Genomic DNA, 22,230 nt, shown 5'->3' on the forward strand with positions numbered 1-22,230 from the left:
TTCCTGCCCCGAGCATCCTGGCAAATGGATTCCCGCCTTCGCGGGAATGACGAAGGTGGACGCGGCATCGTAATGCAGGTTTGATCGCGTTTCCTCGGGAGAGGCGTGTTGGAGAGGACTGGACCGTGACCACCTATTTTCCCGGCTTCGGCAACCATGTCTCCACCGAGGCGGTCCCCGGTGCCTTGCCGATCGGCCGCAACAGTCCGCAGCGGCCGCCTTATGGCCTCTACGCCGAGCAGCTCTCCGGCACCGCCTTCACCGCGCCGCGCGCCGAGAACCGCCGCAGCTGGCTGTACCGCCTGCGCCCCAGCGCCGAGCATCCGCCCTACCGGCCTTATGACGGTGCGCCGCGCTTCTGGCCGCACACCCCGCTGAAGCCGCTCGCCCCGAACCGCCTCCGCTGGGACCCGATCCCCGCTCCCGCCGCGCCGGTCGACTGGATCGACGGCATGGAGACGATGCTGGCGACCCGCGACCCCGCCGATCTGGAAGGCGTGGTCGTCCACCGCTACGCCGCCAACCGCGACATGGACGCGCGGGCCTTCGTCAATGCGGACGGCGAGCTGCTGTTCATCCCCCAGGCCGGGGCGCTGGCGCTGCTGACCGAGCTCGGCCGGATCGACATCGCCCCCGGGCAGATCGCGGTGATCCCCCGCGGCGTCCGCTTCCGTGTGCTGCTGCCAGAGGGCAGCGCCGCCGGCTATGTCGCCGAGAACTACGGCGCACCCTTCCGCCTGCCCGATCTTGGGCCGATCGGCGCCAACGGCCTTGCCAACCCGCGCGATTTCGAGACTCCCGCCGCCTGGTTCGAGGATCGAGACACGGCGTTCCAGCTTGTGCAGAAGTCGTTGGCAAGTCTGTGGATAACCTCGCTGCCCCACAGCCCGCTCGACGTGGTGGCATGGCACGGCAACCTCGCCCCCTATCGCTACGATCTCGCCCGGTTCAACGCGATGAACACGGTCAGCTTCGACCATCCCGATCCCTCGATCTTCACCGTCCTCACCTCGCCCAGCACCGTCGCGGGTCGGGCGAATGCGGATTTCGTGATCTTCCCGCCGCGCTGGATGGTGGCGGAAGACACGTTCCGCCCGCCCTGGTTCCACCGCAACGTGATGAGCGAGGCGATGGGGCTGATCAACGGCGCCTATGACGCCAAGGCAGAGGGCTTCGCGCCGGGCGGCCTGTCGCTCCACAACCTGATGGCTGGCCATGGCCCCGACGTCGCCAGCTGGCACGGCGCCACGAACGCGGACCTCAAGCCGCACAAGATCGAGGGCACCATGGCGTTCATGGTCGAGACCTGCTGGCCCTATCGCCCGACCGAGCATGCGCTGGCCCACGCCCAGCCGGACTATGACGCGGTGTGGGAGGGCTTTCCCAAGGCGCAGCTGCCGTGAGGCATACCGGCGTCGCATGGCAGCAGCATTGGGATCAAAGGAAGGGCCACGCCTTCACAAAATACCGTCATTCCCGCGAAGGCGGGAATCCATTGCCCTCGACGCTGGGGGAAAGAACCGACGATGCAGCGCCAATGGATCCCCGCCTTCGCGGGGATGACGAACGGCGTGTTTCGCAGGTGGCAGCGCTCCGCGTCCTCTGTAGGATCTGAAGTGGACCGCCTCACTGCCACCCCCGCCGGCGTGACGCTCGGCCCGCTGGACCTGATCCCCGACGGCGCCGCCCGCAACTTCGTGCTGGAGATGCGCGCCGGCCGCTTCCACGGCTTCGTCGTCCGCCGCGGTACCCGCGTCTATGGCTATGTCGATCGCTGCGCGCACATGCCGGTGCCGCTGACCCAGCAGCTCGACGCCTATCTCACCCCCGATGCCACCCATATCCAGTGCAGCTGGCACGGCGCGCTCTACACCGTGGAGGAGGGCCGCTGCGTCGGCGGCCCTTGCGTCGGCGCGCGACTGCTTCCATGGCCCGTAACAACAATCGACGGCATGATCGTGACCGTTGGAGAGGAACAAGCATGACCCCGGACTTCGACTTCGCCCTCGGCGATTCCGCCGACATGATCCGCGACACCACCGCGCGCTTCGCCCGCGACAAGATCGCGCCGCTCGCTGCGCGAATCGACGCCGAGGACTGGTTTCCGCGCGACGAGCTCTGGGCGGCAATGGGCGAGCTGGGGCTGCACGGCATCACCGTGCCGGAGGCCGATGGCGGCCTCGGCCTCGGCTATCTCGAACATGTCATTGCCTGCGAGGAAGTCGCCCGCGCCTCGGCCTCGATCGGGCTCAGCTATGGCGCGCATTCGAACCTCTGCGTCAACCAGATCGCCCGCTGGGGCAATGAAGACCAGAAGGCCAAGTATCTCCCCAAGCTGATCTCGGGCGAGCATGTCGGCAGCCTGGCGATGTCCGAGGCGGGCGCGGGTTCCGACGTCGTCTCGATGAAGCTCAAGGCCGAGAAGGTCCAGGGCGGCTATGTGCTCAACGGCACCAAGTTCTGGATCACCAACGCGGCCTATGCCGACACGCTGGTCGTCTACGCCAAGACCGGCGAAGGCTCGCGCGGCATCACCACCTTCCTGATCGAGAACGACATGCCGGGCTTCGCGATCGGCCAGAAGATCGACAAGATGGGCATGCGCGGCTCGCCCACCTCGGAACTGGTGTTCACCGATTGCGAAGTGCCGGAAGCGAACGTCATGGGCCCGCTCAACGGTGGCGTCGCGGTGCTGATGAGCGGGCTGGACTATGAGCGCACCGTACTCGCCGGCATCCAGCTCGGCATCATGCAGGCGTGCCTCGACGTGGTCCTGCCGTACTTGCGCGAGCGCAAGCAATTCGGCCAGGCGATCGGCAGCTTCCAGCTGATGCAGGCCAAGATCGCCGACATGTATGTCGCGCTTAATTCCGCGCGGGCCTATGTCTATGCCGTGGCGCGCAGCTGCGATGCGGGCAAGACCACGCGCTTCGACGCGGCCGGCGCGATCCTGCTGGCGAGCGAGAACGCCTTCCGCGTCGCCGGCGAGGCGGTCCAGGCGATGGGCGGCGCCGGCTATACCAAGGACTGGCCGGTCGAACGCTTCCTCCGCGACGCCAAGCTGCTCGACATCGGCGCGGGAACCAACGAGATCCGCCGCATGCTGATCGGCCGCGAACTGCTGGGGGCTGCGGCGTGAGCGCGCTTCTTCCTAAGCCCCTCCCCTTCAGGGGAGGGGTTGGGGTGGGGAATGAGCTGGGAGCGAGTCCGGCGCTGTGGGCGTCGTGCCCCACCCCAACCCCTCCCCTAAAGGGGAGGGGCTAAGCATTATGACCGCCCCCATCCTCCCCACCGCCGTCAACCCGGACAGCGACCAGTTCCGCACCCAGGCCGCGCACCACCGCGCGCTGGCCGAGAAGCTCCGCGCCGATGTCGCACAGGCCGCGCTCGGCGGCAGCGAGTCCGCCCGCGCCAAGCATGTCGCCCGCGGCAAGCTGCTCCCCCGCGAGCGGGTCGAGCGGCTGCTCGATCCCGGCAGTCCCTTCCTCGAGATCGGCCAACTCGCCGCCTGCGACCTCTATGACGGCGAAGTCCCCGGCGCGGGGGTGATCGCCGGCATCGGCCTCGTCTCGGGCCGCATGGTGATGATCGTCTGCAACGACGCCACCGTGAAGGGCGGCACCTATTATCCGATGACGGTGAAGAAGCATCTCCGCGCGCAGGAGATCGCCGAGGCCAACCGCCTCCCCTGCATCTACCTGGTCGACAGCGGCGGCGCCAACCTGCCCCACCAGGCCGAGGTGTTCCCGGACAAGGAGCATTTCGGCCGGATCTTCTTTAACCAGGCGAACATGAGCGCGCAGGGCATCCCGCAGATCGCCTGCGTGATGGGCAGCTGCACCGCGGGCGGTGCCTATGTGCCGGCCATGTCCGACGAGAGCGTGATCGTCCGCAACCAGGGCACGATCTTCCTCGCCGGCCCGCCACTGGTGAAGGCGGCGACCGGCGAGGAGATCAGCGCCGAGGATCTCGGCGGCGGCGATCTCCATGCCCGCCGCTCGGGCGTGGTCGACCATCTCGCCGAGAATGACGAACATGCGCTGACCATCGTCCGCGACATCGTCAGCCACCTCCCCGCCGATCGCGTCCCCGATGTGGCGCTGAAGGACCCGCGCCCGCCCAAATATGCGCCCGAGGAGCTGTACGGCATCCTCCCCGCCGACGTGCGTGCACCGTACGACGTGCACGAGGTTATCGCGCGCCTCGTCGATGGCTCCGAGTTCCACGAGTTCAAGGCGCTCTATGGCAGCTCGCTGGTGTGCGGCTTCGCGCATATCTGGGGCATGCCGGTCGCGATCCTCGCCAATAACGGCGTGCTGTTCTCGGAGAGCGCGCAGAAGGGCGCGCATTTCATCGAGCTCGCCTGCCAGCGCCGTATCCCCCTGCTCTTCCTCCAGAACATCTCCGGCTTCATGGTCGGCGGCAAATATGAGGCGGAAGGCATTGCGAAACATGGCGCGAAGCTGGTGACGGCGGTCGCGACGGCGACGGTGCCCAAGCTCACCATCCTGATCGGCGGCAGCTTCGGCGCGGGCAATTACGGCATGTGCGGCCGCGCCTATTCGCCCCGCTTCCTGTTCAGCTGGCCCAACAGCCGGATCAGCGTGATGGGCGGCGAGCAGGCGGCGAGCGTGCTGGCGACGGTCCACCGCGACGCCGCGAACTGGTCGCCGGAGGAAGCCGAGGCGTTCAAGGCGCCGATCCGCCAGAAATACGAGGACGAGGGCAACCCCTGGCACGCGACCGCGCGGCTGTGGGACGACGGCATCATCGATCCGGCGCAAACCCGAGACGTGCTCGGCCTCGCGCTGGCGGCGACGCTCAACGCGCCGATCCCCGAGCGGCCGCAGTTCGGCGTGTTCCGGATGTGAGCGGGGATCGGTTGCCTCTCGCCGACTCCCTTCGGCATCGCGCCCGACATCCGCGCTTCGCGCGCCCCTCCACCATGCTGCGCATGGTCCCCCGCCCCCAGCAAGCTGGGGGAGGATTGTACGCCGCCGAGATCCTCCCCCGGCACTGCCGGGGGAGGGGGACCGCCGGCCGCAGGCCGGTGGTGGAGGGGCCGACGCCGCAGGCGTCGGAAGCCCTTCTCCCCGCTCTACCCGTCGCGGCTATCCCGACGGCGCTCGGCCACTACCGCGCCGATCCACACCGCCACCCCGGCGAGGTTGTTCAGCACCTCCGCCGCCCGGACCCGCATCGTCGCCACGCCCTGCACCGCGAGCCACGCATCCCGCCTCGCGTCCGCAGCGGGTGCAGTGCCGCGCGCATGAATCTCGCCGTCGACCTCGACACACAGCCGCGCCGCATCGCAGTAGAAGTCGAGTACGTACGGACCGGCCGGATGCTGCTTGCGCCACTTTTCCCCGTCGCGCCCGCGCAGTTGCTGCCACAGCAGCACTTCCGGCAGCGTCATCTCCCGCCGCAAGCGCTTCGCTCGACGGTACGATCTGCCGTTGCCCTTGAGCATCGCTGCCCCCTTTCGCGCTTCGCGCGCCCCTCCACCATGCTACGCATGATCCCCCTCCCCCAGCAAGCTGGGGGAGGAATGCACCACGCCAAGATCCTCCCCGGCCCCGCCGGGGAGGGGGACCGCCGGACGCAGTCCGGTGGTGGAGGGGCCGGCGCCGCAGGCGTCGGAGCGCCCGTGCCGTGTACCGCCCAATGATCGTTGAAGGCTGAACCCCATGCTTCTCACCCTCCTCGCCCTCACCCTGGCCCCGCAGACCGCGGGCCTGCCGCCGCCCGCCGCAAACCCCACGCGCAGCGTACCGTCCCCGGCTAAGCTGCCGCCCGCCAACCCGCTCGCCCCGCCCGACGGCAGCGACGAGCGCGCCGTGCTCGCGACGGTCGACAGGCTGCTGGGCGGGATCAACACGCGCGACGCCGCCGCGATCGGCGCCGTCCTCCACCCGAGTGCCGGTGCGACGATCGTCACCGAAGCCGCCAACGGCCCCAGCACCGTCCGCACCCTGACCAACGCCGAGCTGCTCGCCCGCTTCCAGCCCGGTCCCGAGACGTTCGACGAACGCATCTCCAGCCCCGCGGTGGAGATCGACGGCGATCTCGCCATGGTCTGGGCGCCCTATGTGTTCCGAATGAACGGCAAGGTCCATCATTGCGGCACCGATCATTTCAGCCTGGTCCGCGAGAACGGCGCCTGGAAGATCGCCAGCCTCGCCTGGACATCGCGCACCACGGGATGCGCCGCATGAGCCGCGACACGCTGTTCATCCTCGACACCGACTGGGCCGACCCGGCCTATGGCGGCACGCGACGCTTCTACTGCAAGGACTGCATCACCGTGGAAGGCCTGCTCGCCGCCTTCCCCGAGCGCGCTGCGAACATCGACGTGGTCCGCGTCCCCTGGCCCCGCCCGCGCGCGGCGGTGGTGGCGCGGCTGGGCGAGGACAACCAGAACCTCCCCGCGCTCGCCTTTGCCGAGGGCGGGTTCGCGAACGACATCGAGGGCGTGCTTGCCGCGCTCCACACCCGCCACGGCTTTCCGGAGCGCCACCCGTGATCCAGTCCCTGCTCATCGCCAATCGCGGCGAAATCGCCTGCCGCATCATCCGCACCGCCCGCGCGATGGGTTTGCGGACGATCGCGGTCTATTCGGACGCCGACTCGAACGCACTCCACGTCCGCCAGGCCGACGAAGCCGTGCATATCGGGCCCTCCCCGGCGCGCGAAAGCTATCTGGTGGGCGACAAGATCATCGCCGCGGCCAAGGCGACCGGCGCCGAGGCGATCCACCCCGGCTATGGCTTCCTCTCGGAGAACGCCGACTTCGCCGAGGCGGTGCTCGCCGCCGGGCTGGTCTGGGTCGGGCCCAAGCCGGACAGCATCCGCGCGATGGGGCTCAAGGATGCCGCCAAGTCGCGGATGATCGCGGCCGGCGTGCCGGTCACCCCCGGCTATCTGGGCGAGGACCAGTCGCCCGCGCGGCTGCAGGCGGAGGCCGATGCGATCGGCTATCCGGTTCTGATCAAGGCGGTCGCCGGCGGCGGCGGCAAGGGCATGCGGCGGGTCGAAAGCGCCGCCGACTTCGCCGACGCGCTCGCCAGCTGCAAGCGCGAGGCTGCCTCCTCGTTCGGCGACGACCGGGTGCTGCTGGAGAAATACATCCTCTCGCCTCGTCACATCGAAGTGCAGGTGTTCGGCGACACGCTCGGCAATGTCGTCCACCTGTTCGAGCGCGACTGCTCGCTCCAGCGCCGCCACCAGAAGGTGATCGAGGAAGCCCCCGCCCCCGGCATGGACGCCGGGACGCGCGAAGCGATCTGCGCGGCGGCGGTGCGGGCGGCCAAGGCGGTCGATTATGTCGGCGCAGGGACGATCGAGTTCATCGCCGACGCCAGCGAAGGCCTGCGCGCCGACCGGATCTGGTTCATGGAAATGAACACCCGGCTCCAGGTCGAGCATCCGGTGACCGAGGAGATCACCGGGCAGGATCTCGTGGAATGGCAGCTCCGCGTCGCCAGCGGCGAGCCGCTGCCCCGGCGGCAGGACGAGCTGTCGATTAACGGCTGGGCGATGGAGGCGCGGCTCTATGCGGAGGATCCGGCCAAGGGGTTCCTGCCCAGCGTGGGGCGGCTGGAAACGCTGTTCCTGGCGCCGACCGGGCGCGTCGAGACGGGCGTCGAAGAGGGAGGCGCCGTATCCCCCTTCTACGATCCCATGATCGCCAAACTAGTCGTCCACGCCGAGACCCGCGACGCCGCCATCGACGAGCTGGCGAAAACGTGCGGATGGATCGCCGTCGATCCCGTTAAAACCAATGCCTGGTTCCTGCGCCGCCTGCTGAACGAGCGCGTATTTCGCGAAGGGATGCAGACGACCGGCTTTATCGGCGACCATCTGGAACGCCTAACGGCGGCTCCTCAGCCCAGCACGAACCTGCTGCACTTCGCCGCGGAGCGGCTGATGTCCATTGCCGATCCGCGGCTTCGAACCGACCGCTTTGCCAAGCTCCAGGGGTTCCGCGTCAACGCGGCGCCGAACCGCCACATCCGCTTCGCCGTCAACGGCGCACCAGTCGACGTCGCGTATGACCCGGCCGAGGTCTATGCCTTCCACGATCGCGAAGACATCTACTTCGACGGCGATCTCATCTGCGAAGGCGGCGCGGCATTTCGGGTGGGCGCGCTGCGAACCGACGGCAGCGGCACCGGCACTGCCGCCGACGGCGCCCTGCTCGCCCCCATGCCCGGCCGCATCACCGCGGTTGACGTCACCCCCGGCGCGCAGGTCACCAAGGGCCAGCGGCTCGTCACGCTGGAGGCGATGAAGATGGAGCATGCGCTCACCGCCCCGTTCGACGGCACCGTCGCCGAGCTCCCCGTCACCGCGGGCGGTCAGGTCACCGAAGGCACGCTGCTCGTCCGCGTGGAGAAGACGGCATGATCTTCCGCGACGCGACCCTCGCCGACCTGCCCACGATTGTCACGATGCTCGACGACGACGACCTCAGCCGCGGGCGGGAGGATGCCTCGCTGCCGCTCGACCCGCGCTACGAGATGGCCTTCGCCGACATCGATCGCGATCCCAACCAGCGGCTGATCGTCGCAGAACGGGACGGAGACGTGATCGGCACGATGCAGCTGAGCTTCCTCCCCGGCATTGCCTTTCGCGGCGCCTGGCGCGGCCAGATCGAGGCGGTGCGCATCGCCGCTTCCGTGCGCGGGCAAGGACATGGCGCGCAGATGATAGACTGGGCCGTCGCGGAGTGCCGCGCCCGGGGCTGCCGGATGGTGCAGCTCACCTCGATGCGCGACCGCATCGATGCGCACCGCTTCTACGAAAAGCTCGGCTGGACCAAGAGCCATTTCGGCTTCAAGCTGAAACTGGAACAGGATCAAGGCTGAATGGCACGCTTTTACAACGAATGGCAGCTTGGCGACCGGATCGAGCACGCGCTGCGGCGCACAGTGACCGAGACCGACAATCTCCTGTTCACCGCGCTCACCCACAACACCCAGCCGCTGCACCTCGACGCCGAGGCGGCGCGTGCCTCCGAGTTCGGGCAGATCCTGGTCAACGGCACCTATACGTTCAGCCTGATGATCGGCGTCACCGTGGCGGACACGACCGCCGGCTCGCTGGTCGCCAATCTCGGCTATGACAAGCTGGTCATGCCCAAGCCGGTGTTCCTGGGCGACACGCTGCGCGCCAGCTCCGAGGTGGTCGAGCTGCGCCCGAGCAAGTCGCGCCCGGGCCAGGGCATCGTCACCTGGCGCCACCAGATGCACAACCAGCGCGACGAGCTGGTCTGCGAATGCCTGCGATCGGCATTGCTGCGCAGCCGTTCGGCCTGACGGGCGTTCGGCAGGGGATGCAACAGTTCGACGTGATCGTGGTCGGCGGCGGCGCCGCCGGCATCGGGGCCGCCCGCACCCTTGCCGATGCCGGCAAGGAAGTGCTGCTGGTCGAGGCGGACACCCGCCTCGGCGGGCGGGCGCGGACCGAGCATGTCGACGGCATGGCGCTCGACCTGGGTGCGGGCTGGCTCCATTCGGCGGAGCACAACCCCTGGGTCGAGATCGCCGCGCTGCACGGCTTCGAACTCGACCAGACGCTCCCCCGCTGGCGGGAGCAATGGCGCGAACTCGGCTTCTCGCAGGCCGAGCAGCGCGACGCCGCCAGGGCTTATGACGCGTTCGAGACCCGGCTGCGCAAGGATCCGCCCCCGGGTGACCGCGCCGGCGCGGCGCTGGTGCCGGACAGCGCGTGGAGCGTCTGGATCGATGCGATCAGCGGCTTCGTCAACGGCGTCGACACCGCCAAGCTCTCGATCGCCGACTATCTCGCCTATGAGGACGCCGCGACCGAAACCGACTGGCGCGTGCCCGCCGGCTATGGCGCGCTGGTGACCGCACAGGCCGGCTGTCTGCGCACCGCGCTCGCCACGCCGATCACCGCGATCGACCGCTCGAGCATCCGCCTCAAGCTGCAGACGCCGCGCGGCACGCTGGAGGCGGCGCAGGTCATCGTGACGGTCTCCACCGACATTCTCGCGCGCGGCGACATCATGCTCGCGGGCCATGACGACCTGCTCCATGCCGCCGCGGCGCTGCCGCTGGGCCTTGCCGACAAGCTGTTCCTCGCGATCGATCAGGGCGCCGACGAACTGGAGGCCAACGCGCATCTGCTCGGCGATCCGCGCAGCGTCATCACCGGCACCTATACGCTGCGCCCCTTCGGCCGCCCGATCATCGAAGCGATGTTCGGGGGAGACGGCGCGCGCGAACTGGCCGCGCGCGGGCTGCAGGGCGCTGCCGACTTTGCGATCGAGGAATTGTGCGCGCTGCTCGGCGGCAAATGGCGACGGCGATTGCGGCTGCTCGCGGGCTCGGCCTGGAGCCGCGAGACGTATATCCGCGGCGGCTACAGCCATGCCCTGCCCGGCCGCGCCTCGGCCCGGCAGGTGCTCGGCACCCCCATCGACCCGCGCATCCGCTTTGCCGGCGAGGCCTGCTCGGCCACCGAATTCTCCACCGTCCACGGCGCCTACAAGACCGGCGTCGCCGCCGCCCGGGCGCTGCTCGCCTAGGCGGCCTTGCGCTTGGCGGGCTCGGGGTTGGAGAAGACCATGTCGTCGTCGATCCCGCCATATTTCAGCGCCAGCAGGTCGCGGGTATAGCTCTGGTGCACCCGCCACGGCTTGCGATGGCCCTGCCGCGGCAGCAGGTGCAGCGCGCGCTGGACATAGCCCGAGGTGAAGTCGAGGAAGGGCTGCGGCTCCACCGGCGCGGAGGGCTGCGGGGTCACCTGCCGCATGCCCCGCTTCGCCATCGCGGCCAGCAGCCGGGTGACGTAGCGCGCGGTGAGGTCCGCCTTCAGCGTCCAGCTCGCATTGGTATAGCCGAAGGCGATCGCGAAGTTCGGCACGCCGGAGAACATCATGCCCTTGTAGGTAAGCCGCTGCGACCAATCGACCGCTTCGCCGTCCACCGTCACCGGCACGCCGCCCATCAGCTGCACTTCGAGCCCGGTTGCAGTCACCACGAGGTCGGCGGCGAGTTCGCGTCCTGACTGCAGCTTGAGCCCCTCGGCGGTGAACCGCTCGATCCGATCGGTGACGACATCGGCCTTTCCGCTGCGGATCGCCGCGAACAGGTCGGCATCGGGCACGAGGCACAGCCGCTGGTCCCAGGGATCGTAGCTCGGCGTAAAGTGGGTGGCGACATCGTATCCGGGGTCGAGCTCGCAGCGGACCATCTCGACCAGCCGCTCCTTGGCCTTGGCGGGGTGCTTGCGCGCGAGGCCGTAGAAATACTGGCCGAGCAGCACATTCTTCCACCGCGTCAGGCCATAGGCCGCCTTGGCGGGGAGAATGCGCCGCAGCCAGTTGGCGATCCGGTCCTGCGAGGGCCGGGCGACGACATAGCTGGGCGAGCGCTGCAACATGGTGACGTGTGCCGCTTCGCGCGCGAGTTCGGGCACCAGCGTCACTGCGGTCGCCCCGCTGCCGATCACGACGACGCGCTTGCCGGCATAGTCGATGTCGGGCGTCCAGAATTGCGGATGGACGATCCGGCCGTGAAACTCCTCGCGGCCCGGGAAGTCCGGCAGGTGGCCCTGCGCGTAATTGTAATAGCCCGAGCAGAGGAACAGGAAGCTGCAGCTGAACTGGCGCGTCTGTCCGCCCGTCTCGACGGCGACCGTCCACAGCGCCTCCTCGCTCGACCAAGCGGCACCGACGACCTTGTGGCGATAGCGGATGTGCCGATCGATGCCGAATTCGCGGGCTGTATCCACCAGATAGCGCAGGATGGCGTCGCCATCGGCGATCGCCTTGGCATCGGTCCACGGGCGGAACGGGAAGCCCAGCGTGTACATGTCGGAATCCGAACGGATGCCGGGGTAGCGAAACAGGTCCCAGGTACCCCCCATCCGCTCGCGCCCCTCGAGGATCGCATAGGTGCGACCGGGGCTCTGCGTCTGCAGGTGATAGCCCGCGCCGATCCCCGAAATCCCCGCGCCGACGACGAGCACGTCGAAATGTTCGCGCATCTTTTCTGCCTCTCCGGGAGGCATGGTTGCACGACTATTCGGTGCGCGCCACCTCAATAATCCCGCGAATAGCGCAGCGTCGCACCCGACCCGCCGAACGAACTCGTCTGCGAAAGCACGCTCAGCGCCCGCGACAGCGACACCTCCAGCTGCGTCGCGGTGAAGCCGCGGGCGTCGGTGATGATCTCGATATAGATGTTGTTCGTGATGTACTTGCCCGCCGCCAGCGACGTGCCGCGCCCGGTGGTATCGTCGGCGCCGAGCACGCGGAGCCGGTCGATGCCGGTCGCGGACTTGAGCTGGCCGAGCGGGTTGAGCCCGCCGCCCGTCGCCCGCAGCGAGTTGAGCGCCGCCGCCAGCTGGATCGCCTCGGTCGCGGATAGGTTGGTCACGTTGGTGCCGAAGAACAGCCGCGACAGCACCTCGTCCTGCGGCAGCGCCGGGTTGGAGGTGAAAGCGATCTGCGGCTTCTGCGCCGTACCCGTGATGTTGAGGATCGCCGTCACGCCCTCGGCCGTGGTGTTCGCCGAGATGTCGATCGTCGGGTTGGTCAGCTCCGAACCCTGGAAGCTGATGATACCCTTGGTCAGATCGAAGCGGCGGCTGGCGAAGCTGTAGGTGCCGCGCACCACCTCCATCGTCCCGCGGATCTGCGGGTTGAGCGTGGTGCCGCCGATGGTGATGTTCGCCTGCCATTCGGATTCGAGGCCCATGCCGCTCACCATCAGGCGATTGTCGGCGCGGACACGGATCGCGAGATCGAAATTGCCGAAGGCGCGCGCCGGTTTCTTCGCCTGCGCCTGCTGGTTGGGATCGACGTCGCCCTTGCGCCGCACACCGGTGAGTTCCGGGATCTCGGCCGCGCCCTGGCGGATGATCTGGTAGTTCGCCTCCGGGATGTTGATCTGGCCTTCAATCTTCTGGACGTCGGCGCTCTTGGTGATGGTCAGCGTACCGCTCGCCGTCGCCCCCAGCGCCTCGCTGCGCGCGAGCCGGGCATTGTCCAGCTTGACGGTGATCGCCATCGGGAACCCGTCCGCCGAGGACAGGCCCACTCGGCCGCTGGCGCTGACGCTGCCGTCGCCGGCGCGCGCCGTTACCTGGTTGAGCACGAAGGCGTCGTTGGAGAACTGGCCGTCGATCTTGAGGTTGGTCAGCCGCGTGCCGGTGCCTTCATTGTCGTAGGTCAGGTTGTCGGCACGGACGACGCCGTTGAGCAGCGGGCGGTCGACCCGACCGGTGAAGTCCGCCGCCATGCCGACCGCGCCGGTGAGCTGCTGGTTGGGCAGCCCCGCAAAGGCGAAGGGCAGCGCCGCCGGGCCGTTGTAGCGGATGCCGCCGGAGAGCGGGGCCGCCATCAGCCGCTCGGTCCAGCTGCCGGCACCCGGCCCGAGCGGCCGCAACGTGGTGACGACACGACCGATGGTGTCGGTGCCCCGCCGGATCAGCGCGCGCAGGTCACCGCCGTCCGGCAGCAGCTTGCCGACCATGCTGATATGCACCGGCGCCGAGACGCGGACGAGGCTGGAGCGGGTGAGATCGTCGATCTCCAGCCGCATGTCCGCGCTCGGGAACGCATCGGCCGAGGTCTGGGCGAAGTCGAGGCTACCGGTCGCGGTACCGCCGATGCCGAGATCGGGCACGAACGCATTGATGATCGCCAGGTCGAGCTTGTCGAGCCGCGCCTGGAGCACCGTGCCGTCGCCATAGCGGCCGGCAAGGCGGATGCTGCCCTGATCGAAGTCGATCTGCGTCGGGAGCAGGCGATAGGTGCCGTTCTCGATCGCGATCCGCGCCGCCTGCGGCGTGCGGAACTTCACGCCGCTAGCTTGGCCCTGCAGCGCCGCCGTCCACAAGCTCGGGGTCATCCGGCCGTTGAGCGCGACGTCGAACGCCACGCCCGAGGAGCCGCTGGCCACCGCCTGCACGGTGCCGTTGCCGCCGCGATAGTCGATCTTGGCGCGCGCGGTCCGCAGCAGGAATTCGCCGCGCTTGAGGTTGGCGATCTGCACGTCCGCGACGACCTGCGGCTGGTCTGCCAGCACGATGCTCGCATTGGCAATGGCGCGGCCGATGGTCAGCTCGGCGACGCCGGGGATGGCGGCGTTCGCCGCCGTCGCCCGCACGTCGGCGCGCTGGTACTTGCCCTCCGCACCGAGCGTGGCGATGCCGTCGACGCCCGAGCCGCGGAAGGTAAGCTGTCCTGCGAACGGCCCCGCGGGGGTCGCCTGCAGCTGGCCGGCGATGTCCATGCCGGCGAAGCGCGCGGCATTGACCTGGATCGCCAGCGCCTTGCCGGTGCGGACCAGCACATCGGCGTTGAACGGCCCGTAGTTGCTTTCGCCGGTGGCGACCACCGCATAGGCATCGCCGCGACCGACCACCTTGGCCTCGACCTTGGCGAGCCCCACGCCCAGCCCCGGCTTCTCGGCGCGCAGCAGCAGTTGCGGCGCGTTGAGCGTGCCGGTCACCTGGGCGCTGAGCGGACCGTACTGATCGGAAACGGCATCGGCCGTGATCCGGATCGGCCCGGCGGGATCATAGGTCCCCTGCCCGCGCAGCACGCGGAACTGCGGCGCCTTCATGCGGACATCGGCGATGCCGATCACGCCCTTGGGGTCGAGGTTGAGCCGGGCCGACGCGACGGTGTTGCCGCCCAGGAAATTGCGGACGCCTTCGTTGAACAGCTTCCGGCTACGGCCCGCCACCTTGCCGCGGATGCCCCAGCCGCCGCCGGGGGCGGTGTACAGCTCGGCATCGGTGTTGAGATCGACGACGCCGACACCGGCGATGGTATAGTCGTTGATCCGGCCCTTGAGCGCGCCGGTATAGCGACCTGTGGCCATGTCGGCGGCGACAATCGCAGTGGCGTCGATCTTGTCGGATTTCAGCCGGAGGTTGTCCGAAAGGATGCGACTGCCCGAGATGGCGATGCCGCCGTTGATCGTCACATTGGTGACGAGGCCGCCCGCCGCCGCGTTGAGCCCGGAAACCCGCGCCGCCTTGGCGCGCACCGGCACCAGGATGCGATCTGAATCCACGCGCGCGCGGCCTTCGGCATAGAGCTGCTCGACCACCGTCTCGCCAAAGCCGATCGCGCCGGCGGAGAGCTTGTAGTCGACCATCGGCGTCGCGAAGGCGCCTTCGAGCGCCAGCGAGGCGCGGACCGAGCGGCCGACCAGCTTGGGCGCGATCGTGCCCGGCTTGAGCAGCAGCGCATCGACATGCACGCCGTGGAACTGGTTGTTGCCGAGATCCACCAGGCCCTGGGCCTGCGCCGAGAGCGCATCGGACTTGAGCTTGATCACGCCGTCCGCCTTGCGGTCGGCCCAGCGGAAATCGGTGTCGAGCCGCAGCCCCGGCGCGGTCAGCCGCTCGACCGGACCCTGCATGTACAGGCCGGGATGCGTCATCCCACGGATCTGGAAGCGGCCGTTATCCGCCGTCACGTCAAGATCGGCGAGGCTGCCGCCGCCGAGCGTCGCGACGCCCTTGCCGGCCCAGTGCTTCCAGTCGCCCTTGCCCTGCACGGTCGCCACCAGCGGCGCCTGCAGCTTGGCGAGACCGGCGACGAGGCCGCCCTTGGGAGCGTTCAGCCGCAGGTCGATGTCGAGCCGATTGGCCTCAGGCACCGCGTCGAGCTTGAGGGTCAGCCGGTCGCCGCCGGCGACGCCCCGTGCCGCGATCGTGCCCGCATCGGCCACCAATTGCGCGCGCCCGTCCGACAGATGCGCCGAGCCGCGAAGCTGCGCGATGTGGCGCTGGCCGTCCACCGCCGGGGCAATGTCGATCCGCGCGACGTTCAGCCGCGCGACGTCGATATTCAGATCGGGCAGCAAAGGCGCGTTCGGATCGCCCGAAGGCTTGAGCTCGGGAAGCCGCGCGAGCCGAATTTCCGGGCTCTCGAGGTTGCGGATATCGATGCGGTTCTTGAGATAGGAGAGCGGCCGCCAGTCGAGCCTGATCTCCTGCGCGGTGGCGAACACGCCCTTGGTGTCGCTCACCCGCACGTCGCGCAGCACCATGCCGCCATAGATCGAACCGTCGATCCGGCCAATGCGGAAGCCCAGGCCGGAGTCGAGCTTCAGCCTGGCAAGCTGATCCGCGATCAGCCGCCGCCCCGGCTGGGTATCGAGCCCCAGCACGGCCAGCCCCGCCAGCGCGGCGAGCGACACCAGCCCCAGCGCCACCCACTGGGCGATCTTCACCCAAAGCGGCTTGCCGGTACGCACGACCGTGACGGTCTCGGTTTCAGGCACTTCGTCCACCATCAGAATGCCTGTCCGATCGAAATGTAGAGCGCGATCTTCGACTCGCCCTTCTTGCGTGCGATCGGCGTCGCCACGTCGATGCGCAGCGGGCCGAAATTGGTGTAGAGCCGCCCGCCGATGCCCGCGCCGAAGCGCAGGTTGCGGCCCGTCGGCGCCGTGCCTTCATAGACCTGGCCGGCATCGAGGAACGGCACGATGCCGTAATTGCCGAAGCGATAGCGCGCCTCGATCCCGAACTCGTTGAACGAACGCCCGCCGACCGGCTTGTCGTCGGGCGAGCGGGGGCCGAGTTCCTGATAGCCGAAGCCGCGGACCGAGCCGCCGCCCCCGCCATAATAGCGCCGCGACGGCGGCAAATCGTCGCGCGACACCCCGGTGATCGAGCCCGCGCGTGCGCGGCCCGCCAGCACGATGCTGCTGGTGATCGGGTAATAGCCGTCAACTTCCAGCATCATGCGCGCATAGGGCCGCACGGACCCGCGCACCGACGTCTCGGCGCTGAGATTGCCCTTGATGCGATAACCGCGCGTCGGATTGAGCAGGTCGTCCGACGTGTCATAGCCGAGGAAGGTCGGGATTGCTGCGATCAGCCAGGTCCCGCGATCGCGCTTGCCCCGGTTGAAATTGTACCGGTCCTCGTTCGAGCCGACGAGCTCGGCGCCGTAATAATAGGTCCAGCGCTTCTGCCAGATCGGCGTCGAGTCGCGCGAGATGCGGGCGGACAGCGTGCTGGTGAACGCCTCGAACGCGTCATAATCCTGGTGGTTGAGCGAGGCGGTGAGCAGGAAGGTGCGATCCCGCTTGCCGGCGTTGGAACGGCGGAAGGTGGTGGTCAGCGCCTGCTCCTGGGTGCCGAGGATGCTGCTGACGGTCAGCGCGCCTTCGGGCGGAAACAGGTTGCGGTGCGCCCAGCTCGCCTGCGCCTTGATGCCCTGGCCGGTGCTGTAGCCGAGCTCGCCCGCCAGCGTGCGCGCCTTGCCCGCCACCTGCCGCACCAGCAGGTCCACTTCCTCGGTACCCTCCGGCCCGGGCCTGCCGGTCCGCTGCGGCTCGACCGACACGGTGGAGAACAGCCCCGTCGCGATCAGCGCCTGACGCAGGTCGTCCACCTTGCGGCTGTCGTAGATCTGGCCCTCGCGATAGCGGCGGAAGATGTCGATATGCTCGGGCGTGAACACCTGCCGGCGTCCGGCGGTCTGGATCCGGCCGAAGCTCGCGCGCGGGCCGAGCGTTACCGGCAGCGTATAGTCGCCCGTGTGGGTGGCGTCGTCGAGGACGATGTCGCGCTGGCCGAGCTCGATGAACGGATAGCCCTGCTGCGGCATGCGCAGCGACACATTGGCCTCGGCACCGAGCACGCGATCGGCCTGGATCGGATCGCCCGGATTGAGGTTCAGTTCGCGGTCGAGCAGCCCCGGCGGCACCGTGGGATCGCTTTCGATGCGCACGGAGCCCAGACGATAGAGCTTGCCCGGCGAGGCGATGATCGTCGCGCGGAGACTGCCCGAGTTGGGCGGGTTCTGCGCGATCGAGGACGACGCGGTGCCGTCATAATAGCCGAGCGACTTCATCAGCCGCAGCGCCAGCTTCTCGTCCTCGCGGGCGCGGGCCGTGACCATCGCCGCATTGGCTGCCTTGCCCTTGCCGTGCTGGAGCGCGGAAAGGCTGCGGAATTCGTCGTCCAGCCGCAGTTCGGCGAGTCCGTCCACCTCGGTGGTGTAGCGTATGGTCGGCGCCTTTTCGCTGTCGTCGGCAGTGTCGGCGACCGGCTCCACCTTGAATTCGGCGAGCGGCGGCAGCGGCGCCGCCATTTCAGGCGCCTCGGGCCCGGCCGGTGCGAACCCCTGCTCGTCGACGACCACCGGGGTCTGCTGCGGCGGCGTGACGGGCGCCGTCGGCTGGGCAGAAGGGGCAGCGTTCGGCGTCGTGCTCGCCGGCTTCTGGAAACCGCCGATCGGCTCCAGCGGCGCATTGATATCGTCGCTCAGCTTGGGCAGTGCCGCCTCGAACGCCTTGTCGGTGACGATCGGCGCGTCCTGCTGCGGATCCGGGGTACCCGTCTGGTTTGCCGCAGGCGGCGCGGATTGCGGGGCGCCCTGCCCCGGCTTGGGATCGTTCAGCTGGGCATGCGCGACTGCTGGCACGAACCCCGCCCCGGCCAGCGCCGCGACCCAAACCACCCGAACCCCTTTACCCACGCGCCTCCTTCGGGAGCCGCGATTGCATCCGGCCCTCCCGCTTCCGTAACGGTCCGCTGCCGATTTGGCTCCCCGCTTCCTTCGTTCCAAGCAACGCTTGCGATCAAACGCAAGGTTCGAGCGCCTTGGCGCGTGCCCTGAAGCGGTGCAGCAGGGGCTCGGTATAGCCGCTCGGCTGCGCCACGCCCTCGAAGATCAGCGCACGCGCCGCCTGAAAGGCCAGGCTCTGCGCCTCGTGCCCGGCCATCGGCCGGTACAGCGGATCGCCGGCGTTCTGCGCATCGACCTTCGCCGCCATGCGGCGCAGCGCCGCGTCGACCTGATCGGGCGTGGCCACGCCGTGTAGCAGCCAGTTGGCGATGTGCTGCGAGGAGATGCGCAGCGTCGCGCGATCCTCCATCAGCCCGACATCGTGGATGTCAGGCACCTTGGAGCAGCCGACGCCCTGGTCGATCCAGCGGACCACATAGCCGAGGATGCCCTGGGCATTGTTGTCCAGCTCGCGCTCGATCTCCTCGGCGGTCCAGTTGCGTCCCTCCGCCAGCGGCACGGTCAGCAGATCGGCGAGCGGCGGCACCTCGGGCGGCAGCGCCCGCTGGCAGGCGGCGACGTCGACCTGGTGGTAGTGCGTCGCGTGCAGCGTCGCGGCAGCGGGGCTCGGCACCCAGGCGGTGGTGGCGCCGCTCTTGGGATGCGCGCTCTTCTGCGCGAGCATGTCCGCCATGCGATCGGGCGCCGCCCACATGCCCTTGCCGATCTGCGCGCGCCCCGCCAGCCCGCAATCAAGCCCGATGCGGACGTTGCGTGCCTCATAGGCGGCGATCCAGCGCGTTGCCTTCATCTCGCTCTTGGGCACCATCGCGCCGGCGTGCATGCTGGTGTGGATCTCGTCGCCGGTGCGATCGAGGAAGCCGGTATTGATGAAGAACAGCCGGTCCTTGAGCGCATGGATGCACGCGGCAAGATTGGCGGAGGTGCGCCGCTCCTCGTCCATCAGGCCGATCTTGATCGTGTTGGGCGCAAGGCCGAGCAGCCCTTCGACCGCGCCGTACAGCCGGTCGGCGAAGGCGCATTCCTCCGGCCCGTGCATCTTCGGCTTCACGACGTAGATCGACCCCGCGCGGCTGTTGCGGAAGCGGCCCAGGCCCTGCACGTCGTGCAGCCCGATCGCGCCGGTGACGATCGCATCGAGAATGCCCTCGGGCGCCTCGCCGCCATCGGGCAGCAGCACCGCCGGCGTGGTCATCAGGTGCCCGACATTGCGGACGAGCAGCAGCGCGCGGCCGGGGAGCGTGGTGCCGTCGGCGAGCACCCGATCGGGGGCCAGCGTACGAGTTAGGCTGCGGCCGTTCTTCTCGAACGTCTCGGCCAGATTGCCGTGCATCAGGCCGAGCCAATTGGCATAGCCCAGCACCTTGTCCTCGGCGTCGACCGCGGCGACGGAATCCTCGAGATCGATGATCGCGGTCAGTGCCGATTCGAGCAGGACATCGGCGATATGCTGGGGATCGTCGCGGCCGATCGGATGGCCGGGATCGCGCACGATCGCGAAGTGCAGGCCATGGGCGCCACGATAATAGATGGTCTGCCGGGCGCCCTCCGCCGTGCTGCCGATCTCGGTGGCGGACGGCAGCACCTGGTCGAGGAACGCCCGTGCCCAGGCGATCACCTGCGTGCCGCGCACCGCATCATAGCCGCCGGGGCTCGCCTCGCCGGGGATCGCATCGGTGCCGTACAGCGCGTCGTACAGACTGCCCCAGCGCGCATTGGCGGCGTTGAGCACGAAGCGGGCGTTGAGCGCCGGCACGACCAGCTGCGGCCCAGCGAGGGTCGCGATCTCCGCGTCGACATTGGCGGTGCCGATCGAGAACGGCGCGGGTTCGGGCACCAGATAGCCGATCTCGCGCAGAAAGGGCTCGTCCGCCGCCGCGCCGCTGGCCAGCCGCGCGTCGATCGCGGACTGCAACGCGTCGCGCTTCGCCAGCAGCGTGCGGTTTACCGGCGCATGCTCGGCGAAGATCGCTGCGACACCGGCCCAGAACCCGTCCGCATCGATGCCGAGCGGCGGCAGCACCGCCTCCTCGACGAAGCGCGCCAGCGTCGTGGCAACCTGCAGTCCGGCGCGATCGGTATAGTCGGTCAACGGAGTCCTCCTTGCGGTTCTTCGCTACACGCCTGGGGAGGGCCCACCCTGCTTACGCGAGGCCACGCCGCGCGATCAACCCCCGTCGAATGCCGTAGCCGCCGCTTCGATCCGCGCCAGCATTGCGGCGAGCAGCGCCTTCTCCTCCTCGGAAAAGCTTGCGAACAGCCGCCGCTCGAGCTCCAGCGCCTTGGGCGCGACCTGCTCGTAAAGCTGCCAACCCTCAGGTGTGAGGGCGACAAGGTGCGAGCGCTGGTCGATCGGATTCGCGGCACGTGCGATCAGCCCGCGCTCGACCAGGCCGATCGCGGCGCGACTCACCGTCACCTTGTCCATCCGAGTCCGGCCGCACAGCGCCTGCTGGCTCATCGCCCCGCCTTCGGCCAGCACCGCGACGAGACGCCATTCGGGAATGCGCAATCCGAAAAGGTTCCGATAGGCGGTGGCGACGGCGTCCGACACCGCGTTGGAGGCAATGGACATCTGATACGGAAGAAAGTCGTTCAATTTCAACGCGTTCATTTACCCCCCTAAGATCCAGTTAACCTTTACGCATGTGACAACGCTGGCAGGTTGCAATTTTTGCAATGATACCGGTAACAGTTCGCACTTGCAGCAGATGCCCCTGCGGTGCAGAAAGATCGGGCCTTTCAGGCATCCTCTCCTAAGACTTTCAAAGGCCGTCCTTCGGGGCGGCCTTTTTTTTGGCCTGCGTCTGGCCGGGGATCAATGCTCGATCGGTGCAAGCTGCCACGTCGGCACCTCCCCGGATGAAGTCGCTGGCGGCACAAGCTGCGGGGCGAGCCACACCGCCCAGGCGCCGAGCGCCAGCATCACGCCAAAGGGCAGCCGGTCGCTTGCCCGCACGCGCCGCCCCACCACCAACAGCGCCAGCACCGCGGCCAGCCCGATCAGGCTCGCGGCGAGCAGCACCATCGGCAGATTCTCCCAGCCAAGCCAGCAGCCGATCGCCCCGAACAGCTTGGGGTCTCCCCCGCCCAATCCTTGCCGCCCGCGCAGCGCCTTGTAGCCCCGCGCCACCAGCCACAGCACCGCGAAGCCGGCGATCCCGCCGATCACGCGCTCGGGCAGCGGCGCGCCGATGCCCATTGCTCCGACGCCAAGCCCGACAAGGGCGAGCGCCGCATTGAGACCGTTCGGCAACCAGAACGCCGCAAGGTCCAGCGCTGCCAGCGCCAGCAGCAACCACCCGAACACCGCGCCCGCGGCTCCCTCGACGCCCGGCGCGGCGAGCCCGGCGATGCCGCCGATCGCCAACCCCAAGACCTCGGTCAACCAGTGGCTGGGCGCGATGCGAGCCGAGCAGTGGCTGCACCGCCCCCGCTGCACGAGATAGCTGAGTACCGGCACCAGCTCGGCCGCACCGAGCGGGGTACCGCAGGAATCGCAGGCCGAGCGCCCGCGGGCGACGCTCCGCCCCTCCGGCCAGCGGATCGCGATCGTGGCGATGAAGCTGCCGAACACCGCGCCGAGCACGCCGAGCAGGATCGGCCACCCCCAGAGTTCCAGCGGTGTCATGCGGGGTTCGCACGCCGAGCGGGGCGTCGCATTCGAGGAGGTCGGCAAGCGGTACGCACGGCAC

The 22,230-nt window shown here is 68.8% G+C and carries 17 protein-coding genes; 10 read left to right on the forward strand and 7 right to left on the reverse strand.

Annotated elements, in window-relative coordinates:
* The first annotated feature begins 125 nt into the window (after positions 1–125).
* From hmgA to BM009_RS00840, 4 genes are all read left to right on the forward strand, one after another.
* Entirely contained in the window at positions 126–1,403 is a 1,278-nt protein-coding gene (hmgA, locus tag BM009_RS00825) for a homogentisate 1,2-dioxygenase (RefSeq protein WP_093292806.1), read from the forward strand.
* A gap of 213 nt (positions 1,404–1,616) precedes the next feature.
* A complete protein-coding gene (locus BM009_RS00830) occupies positions 1,617–1,985 on the forward strand; it encodes a Rieske (2Fe-2S) protein (RefSeq protein ID WP_093292808.1) in 369 nt (122 codons plus the stop codon).
* Positions 1,982–3,139, forward strand: a complete 1,158-nt coding sequence (locus BM009_RS00835) for an acyl-CoA dehydrogenase family protein (RefSeq protein WP_093292810.1) — start codon at positions 1,982–1,984, stop codon at positions 3,137–3,139. The genes BM009_RS00830 and BM009_RS00835 overlap by 4 nt, the downstream gene beginning before the upstream one ends.
* A gap of 130 nt (positions 3,140–3,269) precedes the next feature.
* Positions 3,270–4,871: a carboxyl transferase domain-containing protein gene (locus BM009_RS00840; protein WP_093292812.1), complete on the forward strand. Its 1,602-nt coding sequence runs from the start codon at positions 3,270–3,272 to the stop codon at positions 4,869–4,871.
* A gap of 227 nt (positions 4,872–5,098) precedes the next feature.
* On the opposite strand, the gene BM009_RS00845 is transcribed toward BM009_RS00840, so the two are convergent.
* Positions 5,099–5,470 carry an endonuclease domain-containing protein gene (locus BM009_RS00845; protein WP_093292814.1) on the reverse strand — a complete coding sequence of 124 codons (372 nt, stop codon included), beginning with the start codon at positions 5,468–5,470 and terminating at the stop codon, positions 5,099–5,101.
* A 217-nt stretch (positions 5,471–5,687) separates the two neighbouring features.
* Here BM009_RS00845 and BM009_RS00850 point away from each other — a divergent pair, with 217 nt between their 5' ends.
* The 6 genes from BM009_RS00850 to BM009_RS00875 are packed head-to-tail and all read left to right on the forward strand — an operon-like array spanning position 5,688 to position 10,552.
* A complete protein-coding gene (locus BM009_RS00850; protein ID WP_093292816.1) occupies positions 5,688–6,215 on the forward strand; it encodes a nuclear transport factor 2 family protein in 528 nt (175 codons plus the stop codon).
* Positions 6,212–6,523: a DUF3088 family protein gene (locus BM009_RS00855; RefSeq protein WP_175487844.1), complete on the forward strand. Its 312-nt coding sequence runs from the start codon at positions 6,212–6,214 to the stop codon at positions 6,521–6,523. Before BM009_RS00850 ends, BM009_RS00855 begins: the two co-directional genes overlap by 4 nt.
* Positions 6,520–8,406 carry an acetyl/propionyl/methylcrotonyl-CoA carboxylase subunit alpha gene (locus BM009_RS00860; RefSeq protein ID WP_093292820.1) on the forward strand — a complete coding sequence of 629 codons (1,887 nt, stop codon included), beginning with the start codon at positions 6,520–6,522 and terminating at the stop codon, positions 8,404–8,406. The genes BM009_RS00855 and BM009_RS00860 overlap by 4 nt, the downstream gene beginning before the upstream one ends.
* The gene (locus BM009_RS00865; RefSeq protein WP_093292822.1) at positions 8,403–8,867 is read left to right on the forward strand and encodes a GNAT family N-acetyltransferase; all 465 of its coding nucleotides are present in this window, start codon (positions 8,403–8,405) and stop codon (positions 8,865–8,867) included. The genes BM009_RS00860 and BM009_RS00865 overlap by 4 nt, the downstream gene beginning before the upstream one ends.
* Positions 8,868–9,317, forward strand: coding sequence for a MaoC family dehydratase (locus tag BM009_RS00870; RefSeq protein WP_093292824.1), 450 nt, complete (start codon positions 8,868–8,870; stop codon positions 9,315–9,317).
* Complete coding sequence (locus tag BM009_RS00875) at positions 9,278–10,552, forward strand: flavin monoamine oxidase family protein (protein WP_302847343.1); 1,275 nt, start codon at positions 9,278–9,280, stop codon at positions 10,550–10,552. Before BM009_RS00870 ends, BM009_RS00875 begins: the two co-directional genes overlap by 40 nt.
* On the opposite strand, the gene BM009_RS00880 is transcribed toward BM009_RS00875, so the two are convergent.
* From BM009_RS00880 to BM009_RS00905, 6 genes are all read right to left on the reverse strand, one after another.
* Positions 10,549–12,015 carry a flavin-containing monooxygenase gene (locus BM009_RS00880; protein WP_093292826.1) on the reverse strand — a complete coding sequence of 489 codons (1,467 nt, stop codon included), beginning with the start codon at positions 12,013–12,015 and terminating at the stop codon, positions 10,549–10,551. The genes BM009_RS00875 and BM009_RS00880 overlap by 4 nt on opposite strands.
* A gap of 53 nt (positions 12,016–12,068) precedes the next feature.
* Positions 12,069–16,286, reverse strand: coding sequence for a translocation/assembly module TamB domain-containing protein (locus tag BM009_RS00885; protein ID WP_093292828.1), 4,218 nt, complete (start codon positions 16,284–16,286; stop codon positions 12,069–12,071).
* On the reverse strand, positions 16,286–18,484 hold the full coding sequence (locus BM009_RS00890; RefSeq protein WP_254772092.1) for a BamA/TamA family outer membrane protein: 2,199 nt from the start codon (positions 18,482–18,484) through the stop codon (positions 16,286–16,288). Before BM009_RS00890 ends, BM009_RS00885 begins: the two co-directional genes overlap by 1 nt.
* A 103-nt stretch (positions 18,485–18,587) precedes the next feature.
* Entirely contained in the window at positions 18,588–20,627 is a 2,040-nt protein-coding gene (locus BM009_RS00895; RefSeq protein WP_093292830.1) for a malate synthase G, read from the reverse strand.
* 75 nt (positions 20,628–20,702) lie between these two features.
* Entirely contained in the window at positions 20,703–21,149 is a 447-nt protein-coding gene (locus tag BM009_RS00900) for a MarR family winged helix-turn-helix transcriptional regulator (protein ID WP_093292832.1), read from the reverse strand.
* A 204-nt stretch (positions 21,150–21,353) separates the two neighbouring features.
* A complete protein-coding gene (locus BM009_RS00905; protein ID WP_093292834.1) occupies positions 21,354–22,166 on the reverse strand; it encodes a prepilin peptidase in 813 nt (270 codons plus the stop codon).
* Positions 22,167–22,230: the final 64 nt, after the last annotated feature.

The sequence above is a fragment of the Sphingomonas sp. NFR04 genome (genome assembly GCF_900114095.1).
GTDB lineage: Bacteria > Pseudomonadota > Alphaproteobacteria > Sphingomonadales > Sphingomonadaceae > Sphingomonas.